This is a genomic window from Cytophagaceae bacterium ABcell3, assembly GCA_030913385.1.
Taxonomy (GTDB): Bacteria; Bacteroidota; Bacteroidia; order Cytophagales; family Cytophagaceae; genus ABcell3.
In genome coordinates this window covers 1,742,385-1,759,175 of the sequence record CP133159.1, presented here as the reverse complement: position 1 = coordinate 1,759,175, position 16,791 = coordinate 1,742,385, and the positions used below count along the sequence as shown (strand labels likewise).

The following is a 16,791-nucleotide window of genomic DNA, read 5'->3' as shown; positions in this document are numbered from 1 at the left end:
AGAGGTGGAGAACTAAAAGAATTTGAAGTTTCTGGACCAAAATCAATCGTTTCGTATATCAGAGCGAAAGGAGATGAAGAAATTATCGTAATGGTCAATTTCGGTGAACAACCAGCAAGCATCAAAATTGAAGCATCAAGCCATTATGCGGACATTCTCCATAGAGAGGATCTCAAAAGCAACAATGGCATGGTAGAAATACCTATAAAGGCACATGGAGTCCGCTTTTTAAAACCAGCGAACATATAACCGGCTTCCCCAAAATTTTGAACCTAAAACAAATAGTGTTATTATGTGTTCCCACTAGTATTAAACCCTATTGATATGTTACGCTGGAACGACATTATACATTTTACCCAAAAAGGAAACCCTAAACCTGACCAAAGAATAGAGAAAAGCGAAGAGGAATGGAAGGGGTTATTAACACCGGAACAATACAACATAGCCCGCAAGAAAGGCACAGAAAGCCCCTACTCAGGCCAGTACTGCGAAGCCCATGGCCCAGGGAAGTATGCATGCATTTGCTGCGGCACATTACTTTTTGATTCTGCTGAAAAATACGATTCACACTCAGGATGGCCAAGTTTCACACAGCCGGTAAAGCCCAATGCCGTGAAATATGAAGTAGACAACAGTTTTGGAATGAAACGGGTCGAGATCATGTGCAACACCTGCGACTGCCACCTTGGCCACATATTCCCAGACGGCCCTGAACCCAGTGGGCTGCGTTATTGCGTAAACTCTGAAAGTATTAAGAAAGTGGAGTAAAGTATATATGTGCAGTGCCATCCCGACGCAGGAGGGATCTGTCTGTAAATCCCCCCCTTGTTGGTGTTTTCACCAACAAGCCACAAAAGTAGGGTACCCCCCAACCGTGGTGTCATCCTGACATAGCTTCTTATAAAAAAAAGCCGCGGCAATCTGTTGGCGGTAAGCTGTATAGGTTGTTTGTGGCGGAGTGATACTAGACCTGACAGTGAGAGCACCGTCGACTTAATAGGTAACCGCATCATCAATATATATCTTTAATAACCTTAATGAGCTAATGTCACCTAAAGCTCATTCTCCACCTTTTCTTACCTTTTTTGCTTGTCCAAAAAAGGTAACCAAAAAAAGACACTATGGCTGAAAGGCATATTGCCACCCACTAAACGCACAGTCCCTCCCTGCCAAAAAAATGCCTTAACTGACGATTTATTGTCAAAGGCAGTTCTTTATGGCGGCATTTTTAAAAATCCGGAACCCCACAAGCCGCAATATGCCCACACCAGCCATAGAGTCCCTCCCCGCCCTTAGTAGCTACCGGACTGCTGATTATGGAGTTATTCTTTTTGTCTGCTTTTTGGCTCTTACCAGTTTGGAGGTTATCGTAAGTTTTGGCTGTTAGTATTAAAACAACAGTGTGAGTGTCTTTACAATGGTAGGTGCTAGCGTCTAACAGATTCCTCCTGCGTCGGAATGACAGGTTATATATCATTGCATCATCATATCATCGAATCATCCTTAAGTTTCTTATGAAAAAATGCCGCGGCAATCTGTTGGCGGTAAGCTGTATAGGCTGTTTGTGGCGGAGTGATACTAGACCTGACGGTGAGAGCACCGTCGACTTAATAGGTAACCGCATCATCAATATATCTTTAATAACCTTAATGAGCTAATGTCACCTAAAGCTCATTCTCCACCTTTTCTTACCTTTTTTGCTTGTCCAAAAAAGGTAACCAAAAAAAGACACTATGGCTGAAAGGCATATTGCCACCCACTAAACGCACAATCCCTCCCTGCCAAAAAAATGCCTTAACTGACGATTTATTGTCAGAGGCAGTTCTTTATGGCGGCATTTTTAAAATTAAGGCGCCCCACATGCCGCAATATGCCCACACCAGCCATAGAGTCCCTGCCCGCCCTTAGTAGCTACCGAACTGCTGATTATGGAGTTATTCTTTTTGTCTGCTTTTTGGCTCTTACCAGTTTGGAGGTTATCGCTGGCTTTGGTTGTTGGTTTTTGGGTTCTCCCCCCTTGTTGGTGTTTTCACCAACAAGCCATAAAAATGAGGTAAACTTTTTATGGTATTTTTCCCCACAAATAAAAAAAGCTTCCGGAGTGGAAGCTTTGTAAAAGTAGCCCGTAGGGGAATCGAACCCCTGTTACCAGAATGAAAATCTGGCGTCCTAACCCCTAGACGAACGGGCCATATTTAGTAAATATGGTAAGTGTCAGTAAGTAGCCCGTAGGGGAATCGAACCCCTGTTACCAGAATGAAAATCTGGCGTCCTAACCCCTAGACGAACGGGCCATATCAGTTAAAAGAACGAACAAAAAAAGATAATGTTTAAACATTTTCGCATCCGCTCTGTCCCTTCTCTGAAATTGTGGTGCAAAGATATGAGGCTTTTCGTAAACTGCAAAACTATTTTCAAAAAAATTTATAGATATGTTATCAAAACATTAAAAAAGCCAAATTACGTTGACTTTACTTTTTAGTTGTGTTAAGTTTGCCACTTAAATTTTACAGTATATAAATTTTTAAAACTATGGGTAAAATCAAAGTTGGTATAAACGGCTTTGGCAGAATCGGAAGATTGGTTTTCCGTGCTGCAGTAGAAAGACCGGAGATTGAAATTGTAGGAATCAATGACCTTATTGATGTTGAATACATGTCTTATATGTTAAGATATGATTCCACTCATGGAAGATTCAATGGTACTGTTGAAGTAAAAGACGGTAAATTAGTAGTAAACGGAAACGCTATCCGCGTTACAGCAGAAAGAGATCCTGCAAACCTTAAGTGGAATGAAGTTGGCGCAGAGTATGTGGTAGAATCTACTGGTCTGTTCCTTACTCAAGAAACTGCTCAAAAGCACATTCAAGCTGGCGCAAAAAGAGTAATCCTTTCTGCTCCTGCTAAAGACAGCACACCTACTTTTGTAATGGGTGTAAACAATGACAGCTACACCAAAGACATGAGCATCGTTTCTAATGCTTCTTGTACTACAAACTGCTTGGCTCCTGTTGCTAAAGTTCTTAATGACAAATTTGGCATCGCAGAAGGTCTTATGACTACTGTACATGCTGTTACAGCTACTCAGAAAACTGTAGACGGTCCTTCTATGAAAGACTGGAGAGGTGGCCGTGGCGCTTACCAAAACATTATCCCTTCTTCTACTGGTGCTGCTAAAGCTGTGGGTCTTGTAATCCCTGAGCTTAAAGGCAAATTAACTGGTATGGCATTCAGAGTTCCAACTCCAGACGTTTCTGTAGTTGACCTTACTTGCCGTCTTGAAAAAGGTGCTTCTTACGAAGAAATCAAGAAAGCAATGAAAGAAGCTTCTGAAGGTTCTATGAAAGGAATTCTAGGGTATACTGAAGACGCTGTAGTTTCTAACGATTTCCTTGGTGATGCAAGAACATCTATCTTTGATGCTTCTGCAGGTATCGCTCTTACTGACAACTTCGTAAAAGTTGTTTCTTGGTATGACAATGAGTGGGGTTACTCTAACAAACTAGTTGACCTACTTCAGTTCATGGATACTGTTAAGTAATTAACAACTCTATATAAAAAAAACCTCTCACTAGAAGAGGTTTTTTTTATGCCTTTATAACAAGTCCGGATCAAAGTCGTCCTTTCCGCCAGGGAGCGCCGCCGCCCGCTGACTTTCCAAACTTTCCCGCATATAACTCCTTACTATTTTATCTAACCTTTGCTTCTGCTTTAGGTGATGCCTAAAGTGCATTTCTATAAGCTTGTACCACTCTAACGCATTCAACATGCCCAGCGAAGGGTTCATGGTCTTATATTTCAATCCCTCCTCACCGGCTGCGTCTATTTCACGGGCTACTTGGTTCATTACCTTTACAAACCTGTATAAGTTGTCTTTGACATTGACCGTATTGGACGGTTGACCAGGCTGGTACCCTTCTGCATCCTTACCCTTAAATTTCGCAGGCGGAAAACTTCCCAACATAAAAAACACCCTTCCTTTAAATGTTTTGCCGCCTTTTTCACTACCCTTGGTTTTATTTAGACAGTTTTGTATCTCACGGATGTGATAATTTTGTGTACCAAATATCAAATGGTCATACACTTGACCGATAGACCAGCCTTGCTCCGACTCTTTTTGTTTAAATTGCTTTACTCCGTAATAATCAAGCTCTTTAATCAAATATTTGGCAGTTTCAACAAATGCTCTATAGACTTTATCAGCCTTTTTCATGAAGGGGTATTATATGGTTAATTTATCAAATATAAAAAAAAATATCTCTGCTAAACGTTCATTTAACAGAGATATAATAAAACTTTTGTATCAGGTATTAATACACGTAATATTTATTTCCCTGATAAGTATCCTGACTTTTTGCTTTTTCAAGCATTTCTTTATCAACGTTCAGTGTAAAGCAGTCCTTCTCTTCGTTTAGCACAAAAGCTTCATAAGGCACTGCAAACTTTTTCACATCTCCACCGTCAGAACACCCACGAAAGGTTAGAACTCCGTATGCAATTTTACCAGTTTCAGGATCTATAAGCATATCTCTTACACATCCTAGCTCCTCCCCTTCTGGATTATAAACTTTATCACCTATTACCGATCTTACGGTCAGGATATTCTCCTCTTTTATCATACCTATCTCCTCATTTAATCCTATTTAAACAACAGGGGAATCTCTAGATTTGTTGTTCAAAGATCACAAAAAATCCATTTGAGCCTCTGAAATCTCTAAGTTATGCCATACCTTTTGCACATCATCGTCGTCTTCTAGGCTATCTATCACCTTCATAACTTTTTTAAAAGCGTCCTCTTCTTCTATACTTACGGTAGTATTAGGAATTCGTTTCAATTCTGCGTTTTCCACATTGATACCCATATTGTCCAATGCTTTTTGGACACTACCAAAGTCTTCCATGGCAGAAACCACTGTTATGTAATCATCTTCCACTTCTACCTCTTCTGCACCGGCATCTATAATCTCGAGGGTAAACTCATCTTCATCAAAACCTTCAGGAACAGGGATGGTAAAAATACCTTTCCGGTCAAAGATAAATTCCAAAGAACCATTAGTGCTTAGACTTCCGCCTACCTTATTGAAATAAGACCTGACATTTTGAACAGTCCGCTGAATGTTATCTGTCATGCATTCCACAAAAACCGCAACCCCGTTGGGCGCATAGCCTTCATAGGTTACTTCTGTATAGTCCGCACTATCCGTTCCCGCCCCTTTTTTAACAGCGCGCTCTATATTGTCTTTCGGCACATTGGCACCCTTGGCATTTTGTATCGCCAAGCGAAGCCTTGAGTTGGAGGTAGGGTCGTCGCCACCTTCTTTGGCAGCTATACTTATTTCTTTGATAAGCTTGGTAAAAAGCTTTCCCCTTTTATTGTCCATCGCAGCCTTGCGATGTTTTATATTAGCCCATTTACTGTGTCCAGCCATTTTCTTCTGATTTTTTTATAAAAAAAGAAACTAGGTTCAAAAATAAGAAAATGGGACAACTTAATAAAGTTCCGGGGTATAAGGTTTAGTGCCTAATTTCTCAACCCAGCCCTAAAGCCAAACTATCCATGATACAAGGAAAGCTTTAGTCCATGGCTTCAAAGAGATCAAATGAGGGCGAGAGAAATAATAGGGCAAAGTACTTACAGGCAAAATATTTATTGCGCCCCGGTTGGGGCTTTGGGGGCGGTTTGTTATTCACTACCAAAGGGCTATCGCCCGTTGTTAATTAATGCGCACCTTTGATGCTATGCTAACATCAGGATCTAGAAACTTTACAAATGAAAATTATAACTTATCAACTAACTAGACGCATCTGAAAAAAAAGAAAATCGGATTTGGGGAAAAGCCATATGAATAGCCTTAAAAAATTAAAAAGTGTTTGCTAATCCAGCGAAAAAACAAAAGCCCCCTCCAAATTATTCAAGTAATTTGGAGGGAGCTTTTGCACAGCAAGAACCTATTACTTTTGTCAGTCCTAGCTTCTTTACGCTATTAGAATATAAACCCTGCTCCTATTTCCACTCTATTTCCTTCACGCTCTCCAGTGGATAAAGGAATCCGGTTGTACCTGAACTGGTAATTTCCTTTCACTACAATATTTCTTCTAGGGTTAAAGTTAAGGCCAACTGTTAATGTATGCAAGTCAGAAGCGAAGACCTCATGTTCTGGTCTAAGAAGATCAGGGTGAATAGCACGGTGGGTGTTTAACCGCTCATAACGTGCAAACACAGGCATTCTTACTTCATCAGACCTGTACAGCATTGTACGCGTTCTTTCCCCGTTGCGCCTTTTAAAGAAAGGCATCAGGTCGTAACCTACTTCAAGGTAACCGCCATACACTGAATTACCAAGTACTTCGCCAGTCAATGCCTCGATCCTGTCAGTTTGTCCCATGCGTCCATAAGTACCCAACATCATAATCGTCCATCTTTTCAGCTCGGTTCTAGAATAACCAGAAACCAATGCCGTATTGGCTGTAACAGGCGCCAAGCCTCCGTTCATAGCTACTTCCTCACCGTCACCCACTCTGGTATATATACCACTGGCACTTAAAGTGGTATTTTTTATACCTGTGTAATTCAACTGGGAATTTAAGATATAGCTATTAAAATTAAACCTCAGTGCATTTGCACGCCCTCCTCTTATCCAGGTACCTCCCCTCAAATTATTGGCATCTAGTCCCTGATAAACAGAAAAGGTATAGCTAAGGTCATTGTTTATGGCCCCATAAGTCATGATACCCAAATCAATCCACTGCGAAGGGATAATAATCCTTTCCACGTCAGGCCTGTTAACAGAAAAGATCTGAATAGGCTCGTCATTGTTGTTAACGTACCCTAACTGAACCTGATGGGTACCCACACGAAGGTTAAATCTACGATCTATCAAAAAATCAGCAAAAGCTTCTATAAAAATCTCATGATCAGCTTCATGACCCCAATCTTGAAAATATTCGGCAAAGATCTCTCCGTAAAGCACGAGCCAATCTTTGGGCTTGTAAGCCATATAACTGACAAAGCGGTAAAGATTGGTCATATAAAGCTCGATATCCCCACTTTGCACATCTTTCGGCCCCAAATAATTGGTATAAGCAAGCTCTCCAAAACCAGATACCGTAAACTTTTTATCTGAGAAGTATATTTTAGAGGCCGCCATTGGCAATCCTGGCTGGGTTTCATAGGTAAGGGTATCAATCACAGGTCTCCTGCGAGATTCACCTTTTCGGACTTCAACTTCTCCTTCCCCACTTCGATCAGTTTCTTCGGGAGCCTTTGGGGCATCCTGTGCATTTACAACAAAACCTATTAATAAAAAACAAAGGATGGGTGAAAACTTCTTTAATAAAGAAGGTAATTTAATGCTCGTTCTCATTAAACTTATACTATTAAAATTACATTTTTCCTATGTACAAAAATACAACGTATCTACTTAAACGTCCCTTAAAAGCACCTTAAAAATACCTTAAAAAAACACCGTACGTCAGCACATAAAAAGCTTAAAAAGCGGTTTTCCCTTTTCCTTAACCTAAAACAGCGAAATATTGATCACAACTCATTCTCAACTCCTAGCCCGAACAAAGCAAAATCATACTTTACAGGATCATCAGGGTCTAAGGCTTTAAGGTTTTCTGTCAACTCTACGGCCGTTTTCCAATCAGTTTGTTTCCGCTGAATAAGGCCTAATTTTCTTGCCACACGATCGACATGCACATCGCAAGGACAAACAAGCTGGTTTGGGGCAATCCTAGTCCATAAACCAAAGTCCACACCACGATTATCCTTACGGACCATCCACCGAAGAAACATGTTCAGCCGTTTACAAGCAGAGTTTCGGGCAGGCGTAGAAACATGTTTCCGAGTACGTGCTGGCGCTTCTTCTAAACCAAAAAACAGGTGATGGAATCCTGTCAACCCACCTTTCATGTCCGTGTCCCCCTTAGACATCCCACCAACAAAAGCATCTTCAAGGGTGGCGTGGTTTTGGTAAAAATGTCTAAAGAAATGAATGAAATATAATGTATCCACATCATTAAAAGTGCGGTGTTTGAACTTTAAAAATGGCACCAAGTCTTGACTTTCATGGTTCATGATAAAATCAAAAGGCGCGCCATCCATCAATGTTATCAGATCTTTACATTTTTTAATGATTGTAATCCTTTGCCCCCAAGCAAGCACGGCAGCCCAAAGCCCCATTATTTCTATATCTTCTTTTTTTTGAAATAAGTGAGGAATGCACACGGGATCATTTTCTATGAAACCAGGGCGGTTGTATGCTTCATACTTCTCTTCCAGAAAATCTTTAAGTTCTAGTTTATTCATTTATAACGCAGTACGAACAAGTCTAATGGCCAGAGCAAAAGAAAAACACTTCAATTTACACCGGCACAATGACTTAATCTAAAATCAAACTTATAACATGATGTCCCATTAACAGGTACTATTATAAAGGTAAAAACAAAAAAAGGCCTAAGAAACAAAAATATGCTTGAACAAGCTTTTGCTATTGCGTTTATTGTCTATTTCATCAAGGCCACCACTTGGAGAGGCATGATATTCCACCCCATTATCCTAAAACTTAGGACACTGCCCTCTTATATAAAAAAACCAGTTTACGAATGCCCTATCTGCATGACACCTTGGTGGGGCGCACTTATTTACTTTTTGGCCCATATTACAGGACTTCCAGAATTTGAAATATTAACTGTAGAAAGGCTAATTTTCACTGTTTTTATTTCGTCCGGCATTAACACCGTTGTCCTGATTTTCAACAAGATTTATGATAAACTTTAACCTGAAATATGTATTAAAACTTTCTATTGCATAATCCAGGTTTAAAAACGGCACATATCAACATTTGCAGCAGTTATATTTAGCCCGCTATTGGTTCATGGGATTTTTCTTGAAAAGTAGCAGAATGATGTAATTTACAGATAATCTTATACTGCTCAAATGTATCATAGTCATCTGTCAATTGAGAAAGTTCTATAAAGTTATCTTTAATTTTATGCACAAGCGGGTCTAACCCCTCCGATACCCGATAAACTTCCCAACCTATCTCCCTTTTAATTAATTTTTTATCATAAAGGTCCACAACCTTATTTACAGTATTGAAAAACTTTTCCTTGTCATTGATCAAAATGCCGAAAAGCTCTCCGTATGGTTTATGCGTTAAAGTGTTCTTGCCATATCTGCCAAAAAATTTATTGCCAGTTTCTTTGGCAGAATTTAAAATAGTTTGAATGTCAGAATCATGATACACAACATCGCCATACAAGAACAACACCTTTTCTTTATTATTGATAAAATCAAAAGCATTCCTAAAGCGGTCAATTTCTCTTTTATCAGAACCTAAAATCTTATTGACCTTAATGTTTTTAAAGTACTTTTGATTATCCTCAGATACTGTCATTGAAATATCATGAACATTGTTTCTCTTTAACTGCTTAATAACCCTTACGATAGAGGGAATACCTTGAATTGTAGCCAAGTGCTTAGGGTAATGTTGCTTGAAACGTGAAGATTTCCCTGCACATAAAACAACGACAGACAAGCTTTTGTCTAAATCAGAGTCGGGCGACAAAAGGTGTTTTTTAAAGTAAGACAGCATATTTTAAGGATTTTATCAAAATTAGAAAAAACCTGACAAATTCGGCAACTGAACTCAAAAAACATGCGAAAACTCTTATGTCACCTATAGAGATAAAGAATGCCCCCGGATAGGCGTTTATCAATAAAAAAATAGCTACCTACTCTGAGCAGGAGAAACATTTGTTAACCATACATGCAAGCCAGAATAAAGTTAACTAACCTAGCTTTTTTCCTTATTTCTCACATAAATTAATTTAAACTTGCCTTTGTAATTTTCACGTTGTTCAATCTCAAATTTATCTATAGATCTGATTAGAGGTGTCAGCTTTTCAAAACCGTAATTCCGGGAGTCAAAATTAGGTTGTTTTTTCTGAAGCAGATTCCCCACATCTCCTAAAAAAGCCCAACCATCATCATCTGCCAAATCAGATATAGTAGAAGAAATTAACCTAACAACCTTAGGAGTAATCTTTTCGGCCTCATTCTTTTTGGGAGGCTTACCTCCAGGCACCTGAGGGTCAAGATCCTTAGACTGACTTTTCAACACCTCTATATAGATAAACCGGTCACAAGCAACAATAAAGGGCTCTGGTGTTTTTCTTTCTCCTATCCCGAACACCCGCATACCTGCCTCACGTAACCGGGTAGCCAATCGGGTAAAGTCGCTGTCGCTCGAAACCAGACAAAATCCATTTACCTTACCTGAATATAAAATATCCATGGCATCAATGATCATGGCAGAGTCTGTGGAATTTTTGCCTGCCGTATATCCATACTGCTGCATAGGTATAATGGCATTTTCCAGCAATACATTTTTCCATTTTATAAGGCTAGGCTTTGTCCAGTCGCCATATATTCTTTTAATTGTAGGGTTGCCATATTTGGCTATTTCCTCCATCATTTCCTTCACATACGCAGAAGGTATATTATCCCCGTCTATCAAGACTGCGAGTTTCAAATCTGTTTCCATATATATTACTGTCTACTTCCAGCCCAAATGTTTTCTTCGACAATGCATATCAAATACCCAATTCCGCTAAGAAAGTTTTAATTACAATATCCAGGCACGTCACAGCATAGACAAAAACTACTCAATTTCAGGCTTTCTCCAAACTTCTTATTATACCTAAATTTTCCGGGCAGGCTCTGAATAACCTTCTTGTTTAAGTCTATTAACAATAACTATAACTTCTTTTAAGTGGGCAGCAGCACCCTTCATTCCAGAGGCTTGGTAGTATGCTTTTTCATCTACAAACAAATCTGCTTTTTTATACAACCGGATGTGTGCACATATATCCTTGAGCTGGGTATGCAACTCTATAAGCAAGGATACCAACTGTGGATTCAAATATTCTGAATACTTCATGTTCAATAAGTTCCAAATATCATCAGCCTTTTCATTGAAGTAGTCATAATTATCTTCGCTAAATAGATCCTTACTGATTCTTGACGAAATATCTTCAGTGTTAACAAGCTGATAAAACAGCGCGTCTCGCTGGTTCCGTATTTCAGCTAAAATAACATCTTCAGAAAGTTCTGTTTTTACATGTGGGCGAAAAGAAAACACCCTTGTGGCCAAGCCATCCCTTAACCGGTTCACATGTCGAGCAATCAGGTAATCAACATGGTCTTGAACCACTAGCCACCGTTTGTTTTTGTTCTTTACAAGAAGAACATTGATAATAAACAAAGTAAAGGCTCCACCGAGCAATTCGGAAAAAAGATTTAATGCCAGGTCCTCATTATAGCGTCTGATTATAAATGTAGCGCTCAAACCGAGAATGACTGCACAATAAATGATTAAAGGAGTATCTGTAAATGTAATTAACTTCTTATCAATTTTTTCACGCAGAGGCACGAAAAGCTTTTTCATATACCTGTACTTTAAACCTTAATATGCATTAGAACCTCCTTTTGCGTGGCAAAATCTATGCATAATCCAAGGTAAACAAAGCTCCGACATCAGACACACAAAAAATCTGATACCGGAGCTTAATTCTAACTAAATTAAACCAAAAAATTTTGACCAAAATGTTCTTTAAGCCTCACGGCAGGCCTTATAGAGCCATACAGAACACTTGGCATATGTGGTACGGAGCGTTTTAAATCAGCACTCAACCCCACAAGCACAAAGCAAGATAAAGAGAACCGTTTTAACTTACAAACCGAAGCACATGTGTTAACTTGGACTCTATGTCCAACTTTTTGTCCAAGTTCATTGTAAATGGGATCTTTTCACCCTGTAGCTCGGACAATATATTCAACTTCTTGTCCAAGCTGTAAACTTATTCATTTCACAACATATTTGTAATTAGGAGAATTAACATCTTCTCCATTATCACGTATTAAACCAAGTTCTTTCATAGCGGCAAGATGTCTCTGAGCAGTTTTATACCCAATGCCAAAATGAACTGAATATTCCCTTGTGCTTGTTTCTCGAACACTTTTAAGCCATTCGTAACCTTTTAATTGAGCATCTTTAAGTTTTATTACGTTTGGATTATCAGTGACTTTTTTAGTAGCTTCAATGCTCCTTGGAAATGTCATCACCATATACGGAGCTTCATAAGTTACTAAAGGCAAAGGTAAATTATGCTTTGTGGGTAAGTCTTTAATGGTTTGGAAGCCTAAGCCCCTTTGCTCCACTAAGTCCAACTGGTCAAACACATACATTATTTTAGGGTTTCGACTTAACGAAGGAGCATTGAACCGCTTGATTTGTTCCAATGTAATTAGTTTAGCAGGTTCACCTGGGCTTTTAATAATTATCGCATCATCATTAATTTCAAAATAAATAGGAGCACCATCAATATCATAATCTCTATGCACGATTGCATTAATGATAGCTTCTCGGAAAACTACTAATGGGTAATCATAAGTAACTTTTCGTACGGCAGATGAACGGTCAATCTGTTTACCAATATGGTTTTCATACCATTGTTGAATTTTATCAGCTTGCGAAATAAGTGGCCCTTCAATGTTGTCAATGTCTTCTCCTCTACCTTTGGTTTTGTAAGTAGCTCTTATCAAAGCATTTTGGTAAATCAGTTGCGGACGTTCCCCAAACAAAAGCAAGCCCAAGCCTGTAGGAGCAAAAGTCTCATCTTTCGATTCTAAAATACCCAATTGTGCGAGTACCCTAAAAAACTTAGGCGTATCCCATTCTACATTCAGCTTTGCTTGTTTGATAAAAGCATCTAAATGAGTTCTTGACAAATCTTCCAGTTCGGCTTTTGGCTCGGTTCTTTCCTTTTCAGACAATACAATGGGCAACTTTTCATCATTTGCCACCTTAGCTCTTTCCTCTGCTTCTTCAATAAATTGTTTATTGGCATCTCGAATTTGCTTTTGAAGATCGGCATCAAACATTTCTACTTCCACCCCATTATCCAAAAGGTACTTGATCCCTTTGCGGTCAACAGTTGGGTCTGGACCTTCTATGCCAATCCAAACTTTTTTAATACGAGCATTTACAATTCGTTCAGCACAACCTAACTTAGGATGTTTCCTCGCTCCAAGAGCACAAGGTTCCAATGTGGCAAATAGTAAAGAGCCATCTAAATGATTGCTGCGATTCTTTCTCTCAAGTAACGTAAATTCTGCGTGGTCACCGTGACGAAGTTCTCCTCTAAACGCTGTTTCTTCTATGCCATTGGGCTTAATTAAAACTGCACCTACCTTTGGACTAACTTTATCCTGTCTCGGCTCTTGAATGGACTTATTCATTACCTGAATAGCCATCTCCATATATTTTCTTGCGTTGAAGGCTTTATCTTCTTTCTTTTTTGCCATTGTTTATTTTCAATTCAACTCCCAATGGGAATAATAAATGGTAAAATTAAAAGAAACATCTGTTTTTAAACTTATATTTCAAGAGTTTATCAAGAACCTAAAACTGTTACTCTATCTTCAAATACAATTGCTAGAAACTAAGGGATAAAAGAAATTTTCACCCGTGCGCGCTTATCTGTTGGGGCTAGTTTTTGAAATGCTTTTTTGGAAATTTTCAGCACTGTTTTATCATTGGCTCCTGTGTCAGGCAATGCACCGATAACCCTTACAAAAATAGTTGTGCCATTAGATTCATTGGTTACCTGCACAATAGTTCCAACAGGAGCATATTTATGCAGTGCAAGATACTTGTTTGTATCAGAATTGTCTTCGATCAACTCAGCAACACCTGTTTCAGAAATTTTCTCACCAGGTTTCCAGCCAGGCACATGGTACTCTATTGGTTTTTCAGGTTCTTTTACCGCTGGTTTTATAGCAACGCTAGGTTCGTCCTTTTCAGGCTCACTAGCTGCTGCTGTTTTAGTCGGTTCTGGCTTGTCTTCTTTCTTATTAGCAGCACTGGCTGTTTTTGCAGGCACGTTAATAACCTGTCCGATTTTCAGATCGGTTACCTCCACACCTGGATTTGCCTTTTTAATATCATCTACAGAAACCCCATATTTTCTTGAAATGGCATATAAAGTTTCTTTAGGCTTTACTTCATGTGTTTTGGATTTAGCCTTTGACGGTGGTGGGGTTTCTTTATACGTTCCCGCAGGTATGCTGACCAATTGACCTATCTGTAGCCCAGAAGCCACCTCAGGATTTTCTTTTTTAATTTCATCTACAGATACATTGTACCTTCTAGAAAGAGCAAATAAAGTTTCCTTAGGTTCAACTTTATGTATAATATATACCCGTCCGCCACGCTTCTCTATTCCAGTAGAGTCGAAAAATGCAAAAGTTGGCAATTGAACGAAAAACAGAAAAACAGCAACCAGGTTAATTATACGCAACATAATCTTAGAAATAATACAAGTTCAATTTAGTTCTTTCCGATATATAAATCAAAGCATTACTATAAATAAAAAAGGTATCGGCAGACAAACCCTTCAAAGATGTTTCCAACAACTGCTTATGTTTGACCTTTCCTTCCATATCCATTATCAAAAGGTAAAGATACAGACGATTTTCCGATTTCGCATGAGATGAAACTATGATATTGGAATTATGTTCAATATAATCCACTGCCAATACCGGCTCAGCCTCCAGCAAGTCTTTTATATATGAGACCACTGTATCGTAATGTGTTTCACCTTCATTGTACCTATCTGGAAATTTAAGGTGATCTTGAATTAGCTCCTCAACTTGTCGTTCCTTACCACCCGATAATTGTTCAGCCCCAGTTTCCGGGTCAACTACTAACGTCTCCCCTTCACTATTTTGTACATACAATATGCCATTTGAGTATGCAGTGCAAAAATAATCTTTTTTTCCCCAAACCAACTTACCTGATAAAACATTTAACGCAAAAACCCCTTTAGGCTCAGGCCTGTCAGGATCTTCATAAGTATAAAGCAACAACCGATCCCTGACTACCATATCCATCCCCATCCACCAGTCATCATCGGGCAATTGAGGGTTTTCCCAAACAACCTTACCTTTTGCTATCTCCACGCAGCAGAAGCTAACACGTCGCTCTTTGGCATACCGAATTTCGCAATAAAGGAATCCCTCATTCTCAATCACTTTCCATAACTGTCCTCCTAAACTAATTTGGACAGGATTTTCTTTCTTAAATATCGATTTAAGGTTTAGCATTAAAAGAATTTAAAACGACTCTATGGTTTTGCACTCGATGCAATAATTGTCTCATGCATATTGCCCCTAACGCATAAATAGGGAAAGACAACGTTAGGAGAAAAAGCTTTAGTAGCCCTTACCTCATTTTGCAAACTAAATAATATTGACAAGATATAGGGCTATGCTTTTGTAAAAAAACCACATTATAAGTATTTTTCCCAAAAATAATTAAACTAAGGGCAATGACTTCCTTCGAAAACAACTTCAAATCCACATTTCACCATGCATATTATCTGGCGGCAATGATGGTAGGCTTGCTAGCAACTGTGTTCAATCCGCGTATCGCCCAAGCCCAGGACACTCAAAAAGTTTTTGTTATGGAAATTCGGAAGGAGATTGACCCACGCATGACTCGGTACGTAGAACTGGCATTAGAGGAAGCCAAAGAGGTAAACGCTGATATAATCCTTGTCGACATGGATACTTATGGAGGGGCCGTTAATGATGCCGATAAAATCCGTACGCTGTTCCTCGATGAGACCAAACCTACCTATGTTTTTATCAATAAGAATGCAGCATCGGCAGGGGCATTGATCTCCATAGCATGCGATAGTATTTACATGGCTCCCGGATCTAATATAGGAGCTGCAACAGTAGTAACTGGCGATGGCACCCCCGCACCGGACAAGTTTCAGTCTTACATGAGGAGCATGATGCGCTCTACAGCAGAAGCGAAAGGCCGGGATCCTAAAATTGCTGAAGGTATGGTAGGCATTGGCGACAGCCTCAACCAACCTTCTAAGGTCATCACTTTTTCTACCCAAGAAGCTATAGAAAATGGTTTTTGTGAAGGAAAAGCTTCCAGCATTGCTGAGGTGCTGAAGTTGGCAGGTGTTGAGGATTATGAACGAATAGATTTTTCGCTTGGGACTATAGAAAATATCATTTCGGTATTCCTAAACCCTTTTTTAAGGGGGATTTTAATTCTGGTAATTATCGGAGGCTTGTATTTTGAACTCCAGACGCCAGGCGTAGGCTTTCCTATATTGGCCTCGGTAACGGCTATGCTTCTTTATTTTGTACCATCTTACCTGCATGGCTTGGCCAATAACCTGGAGTTGATCTTATTTATTATTGGGGTAATCCTGATCATGCTGGAACTATTTGTAATTCCAGGGTTTGGCATACCAGGCGTCACAGGTATTGTCCTGATACTAGCAAGTTTGGTGTTTGCCATGTTAGACAATGACAACCTAGATTTCACATTTGTAGACCCTGATGCCATTGCCCAGGCCATTGTAGTAGTCATTGTAGGGCTCGCAGGTGGGTTTATCATTATATTTTTTGGCGGAGCTAAATTTATCGACAGTCCATACTTTAAGAGAATTGCCCTTCAGGAAACAATGAATTCTGTGGAAGGTTACACCACCAACCTCAACAAAGCTACACTGGTTGGGAAAACCGGCATAGCGCATACGGTGTTAAGGCCGAGCGGAAAGGTAATCATAGACGGGCTCGTCCATGATGCCTATTCTCGTGGAGAGTTTATTGAGAAAGGACAAGAAATAGAAGTAGAAGAACAAATGGGCAATTACTTAAAAGTAAAAATAAAAGGGTAAAGCCAAACATGCAGAATTG

Annotated in this window: 15 protein-coding genes, 2 tRNA genes and 1 pseudogene; 5 read left to right on the top strand and 13 right to left on the bottom strand. The window is 39.4% G+C overall.

Annotated elements, in window-relative coordinates:
• Positions 1-36: 36 nt before the first annotated feature.
• Both RCC89_07245 and msrB read left to right on the top strand, forming a co-directional pair.
• Positions 37-249 (top strand): annotated as a pseudogene (locus RCC89_07245) (hypothetical protein).
• A gap of 75 nt (positions 250-324) precedes the next feature.
• Positions 325-768: a peptide-methionine (R)-S-oxide reductase MsrB gene (msrB, locus tag RCC89_07240; GenBank protein WMJ72954.1), complete on the top strand. Its 444-nt coding sequence runs from the start codon at positions 325-327 to the stop codon at positions 766-768.
• A 1,351-nt stretch (positions 769-2,119) separates the two neighbouring features.
• Here msrB and RCC89_07235 read toward each other — a convergent pair.
• Both RCC89_07235 and RCC89_07230 read right to left on the bottom strand, forming a co-directional pair.
• Positions 2,120-2,191: transfer RNA gene (locus RCC89_07235), tRNA-Glu, on the bottom strand.
• A gap of 31 nt (positions 2,192-2,222) precedes the next feature.
• A tRNA-Glu gene (locus RCC89_07230) sits at positions 2,223-2,294 on the bottom strand.
• 238 nt (positions 2,295-2,532) lie between these two features.
• On the opposite strand from RCC89_07230, the gene gap reads away from it, so the two are divergent.
• On the top strand, positions 2,533-3,540 hold the full coding sequence (gene gap / locus RCC89_07225; protein WMJ72953.1) for a type I glyceraldehyde-3-phosphate dehydrogenase: 1,008 nt from the start codon (positions 2,533-2,535) through the stop codon (positions 3,538-3,540).
• 54 nt (positions 3,541-3,594) lie between these two features.
• Here gap and RCC89_07220 read toward each other — a convergent pair whose 3' ends face one another.
• From RCC89_07220 to RCC89_07200, 5 genes are all read right to left on the bottom strand, one after another.
• Positions 3,595-4,212 carry a DinB family protein gene (locus RCC89_07220; protein ID WMJ72952.1) on the bottom strand — a complete coding sequence of 206 codons (618 nt, stop codon included), beginning with the start codon at positions 4,210-4,212 and terminating at the stop codon, positions 3,595-3,597.
• Positions 4,213-4,309: 97 nt separating this feature from the next.
• Positions 4,310-4,618 (bottom strand): PRC-barrel domain-containing protein, encoded by a 309-nt coding sequence (locus RCC89_07215; protein ID WMJ72951.1) that lies wholly within the window; start codon positions 4,616-4,618, stop codon positions 4,310-4,312.
• A gap of 63 nt (positions 4,619-4,681) precedes the next feature.
• Positions 4,682-5,428 carry a YebC/PmpR family DNA-binding transcriptional regulator gene (locus RCC89_07210; GenBank protein ID WMJ72950.1) on the bottom strand — a complete coding sequence of 249 codons (747 nt, stop codon included), beginning with the start codon at positions 5,426-5,428 and terminating at the stop codon, positions 4,682-4,684.
• A gap of 555 nt (positions 5,429-5,983) precedes the next feature.
• On the bottom strand, positions 5,984-7,363 hold the full coding sequence (locus RCC89_07205) for a hypothetical protein (protein ID WMJ72949.1): 1,380 nt from the start codon (positions 7,361-7,363) through the stop codon (positions 5,984-5,986).
• Positions 7,364-7,536: 173 nt separating this feature from the next.
• A complete protein-coding gene (locus tag RCC89_07200) occupies positions 7,537-8,310 on the bottom strand; it encodes a TIGR02757 family protein (GenBank protein ID WMJ72948.1) in 774 nt (257 codons plus the stop codon).
• Between the two features lie 162 nt (positions 8,311-8,472).
• Here RCC89_07200 and RCC89_07195 point away from each other — a divergent pair, with 162 nt between their 5' ends.
• Complete coding sequence (locus RCC89_07195; GenBank protein WMJ72947.1) at positions 8,473-8,781, top strand: hypothetical protein; 309 nt, start codon at positions 8,473-8,475, stop codon at positions 8,779-8,781.
• Positions 8,782-8,860: 79 nt separating this feature from the next.
• Here RCC89_07195 and RCC89_07190 read toward each other — a convergent pair whose 3' ends face one another.
• The 6 genes from RCC89_07190 to RCC89_07165 form a co-directional block, all read right to left on the bottom strand.
• Positions 8,861-9,598, bottom strand: a complete 738-nt coding sequence (locus RCC89_07190) for an NTP transferase domain-containing protein (protein ID WMJ72946.1) — start codon at positions 9,596-9,598, stop codon at positions 8,861-8,863.
• A gap of 201 nt (positions 9,599-9,799) precedes the next feature.
• Positions 9,800-10,549, bottom strand: a complete 750-nt coding sequence (locus RCC89_07185) for an NYN domain-containing protein (protein ID WMJ72945.1) — start codon at positions 10,547-10,549, stop codon at positions 9,800-9,802.
• A gap of 156 nt (positions 10,550-10,705) precedes the next feature.
• The gene (locus RCC89_07180) at positions 10,706-11,452 is read right to left on the bottom strand and encodes a hypothetical protein (GenBank protein WMJ72944.1); all 747 of its coding nucleotides are present in this window, start codon (positions 11,450-11,452) and stop codon (positions 10,706-10,708) included.
• A 416-nt stretch (positions 11,453-11,868) separates the two neighbouring features.
• Positions 11,869-13,371, bottom strand: a complete 1,503-nt coding sequence (locus tag RCC89_07175; GenBank protein WMJ72943.1) for an ATP-binding protein — start codon at positions 13,369-13,371, stop codon at positions 11,869-11,871.
• A gap of 137 nt (positions 13,372-13,508) precedes the next feature.
• On the bottom strand, positions 13,509-14,369 hold the full coding sequence (locus tag RCC89_07170; protein ID WMJ72942.1) for a LysM peptidoglycan-binding domain-containing protein: 861 nt from the start codon (positions 14,367-14,369) through the stop codon (positions 13,509-13,511).
• A 4-nt stretch (positions 14,370-14,373) separates the two neighbouring features.
• On the bottom strand, positions 14,374-15,171 hold the full coding sequence (locus RCC89_07165) for a DUF4905 domain-containing protein (GenBank protein ID WMJ72941.1): 798 nt from the start codon (positions 15,169-15,171) through the stop codon (positions 14,374-14,376).
• Between the two features lie 224 nt (positions 15,172-15,395).
• On the opposite strand from RCC89_07165, the gene RCC89_07160 reads away from it, so the two are divergent.
• Complete coding sequence (locus tag RCC89_07160) at positions 15,396-16,772, top strand: NfeD family protein (protein WMJ72940.1); 1,377 nt, start codon at positions 15,396-15,398, stop codon at positions 16,770-16,772.
• The last annotated feature ends 19 nt before the right edge of the window (positions 16,773-16,791 follow it).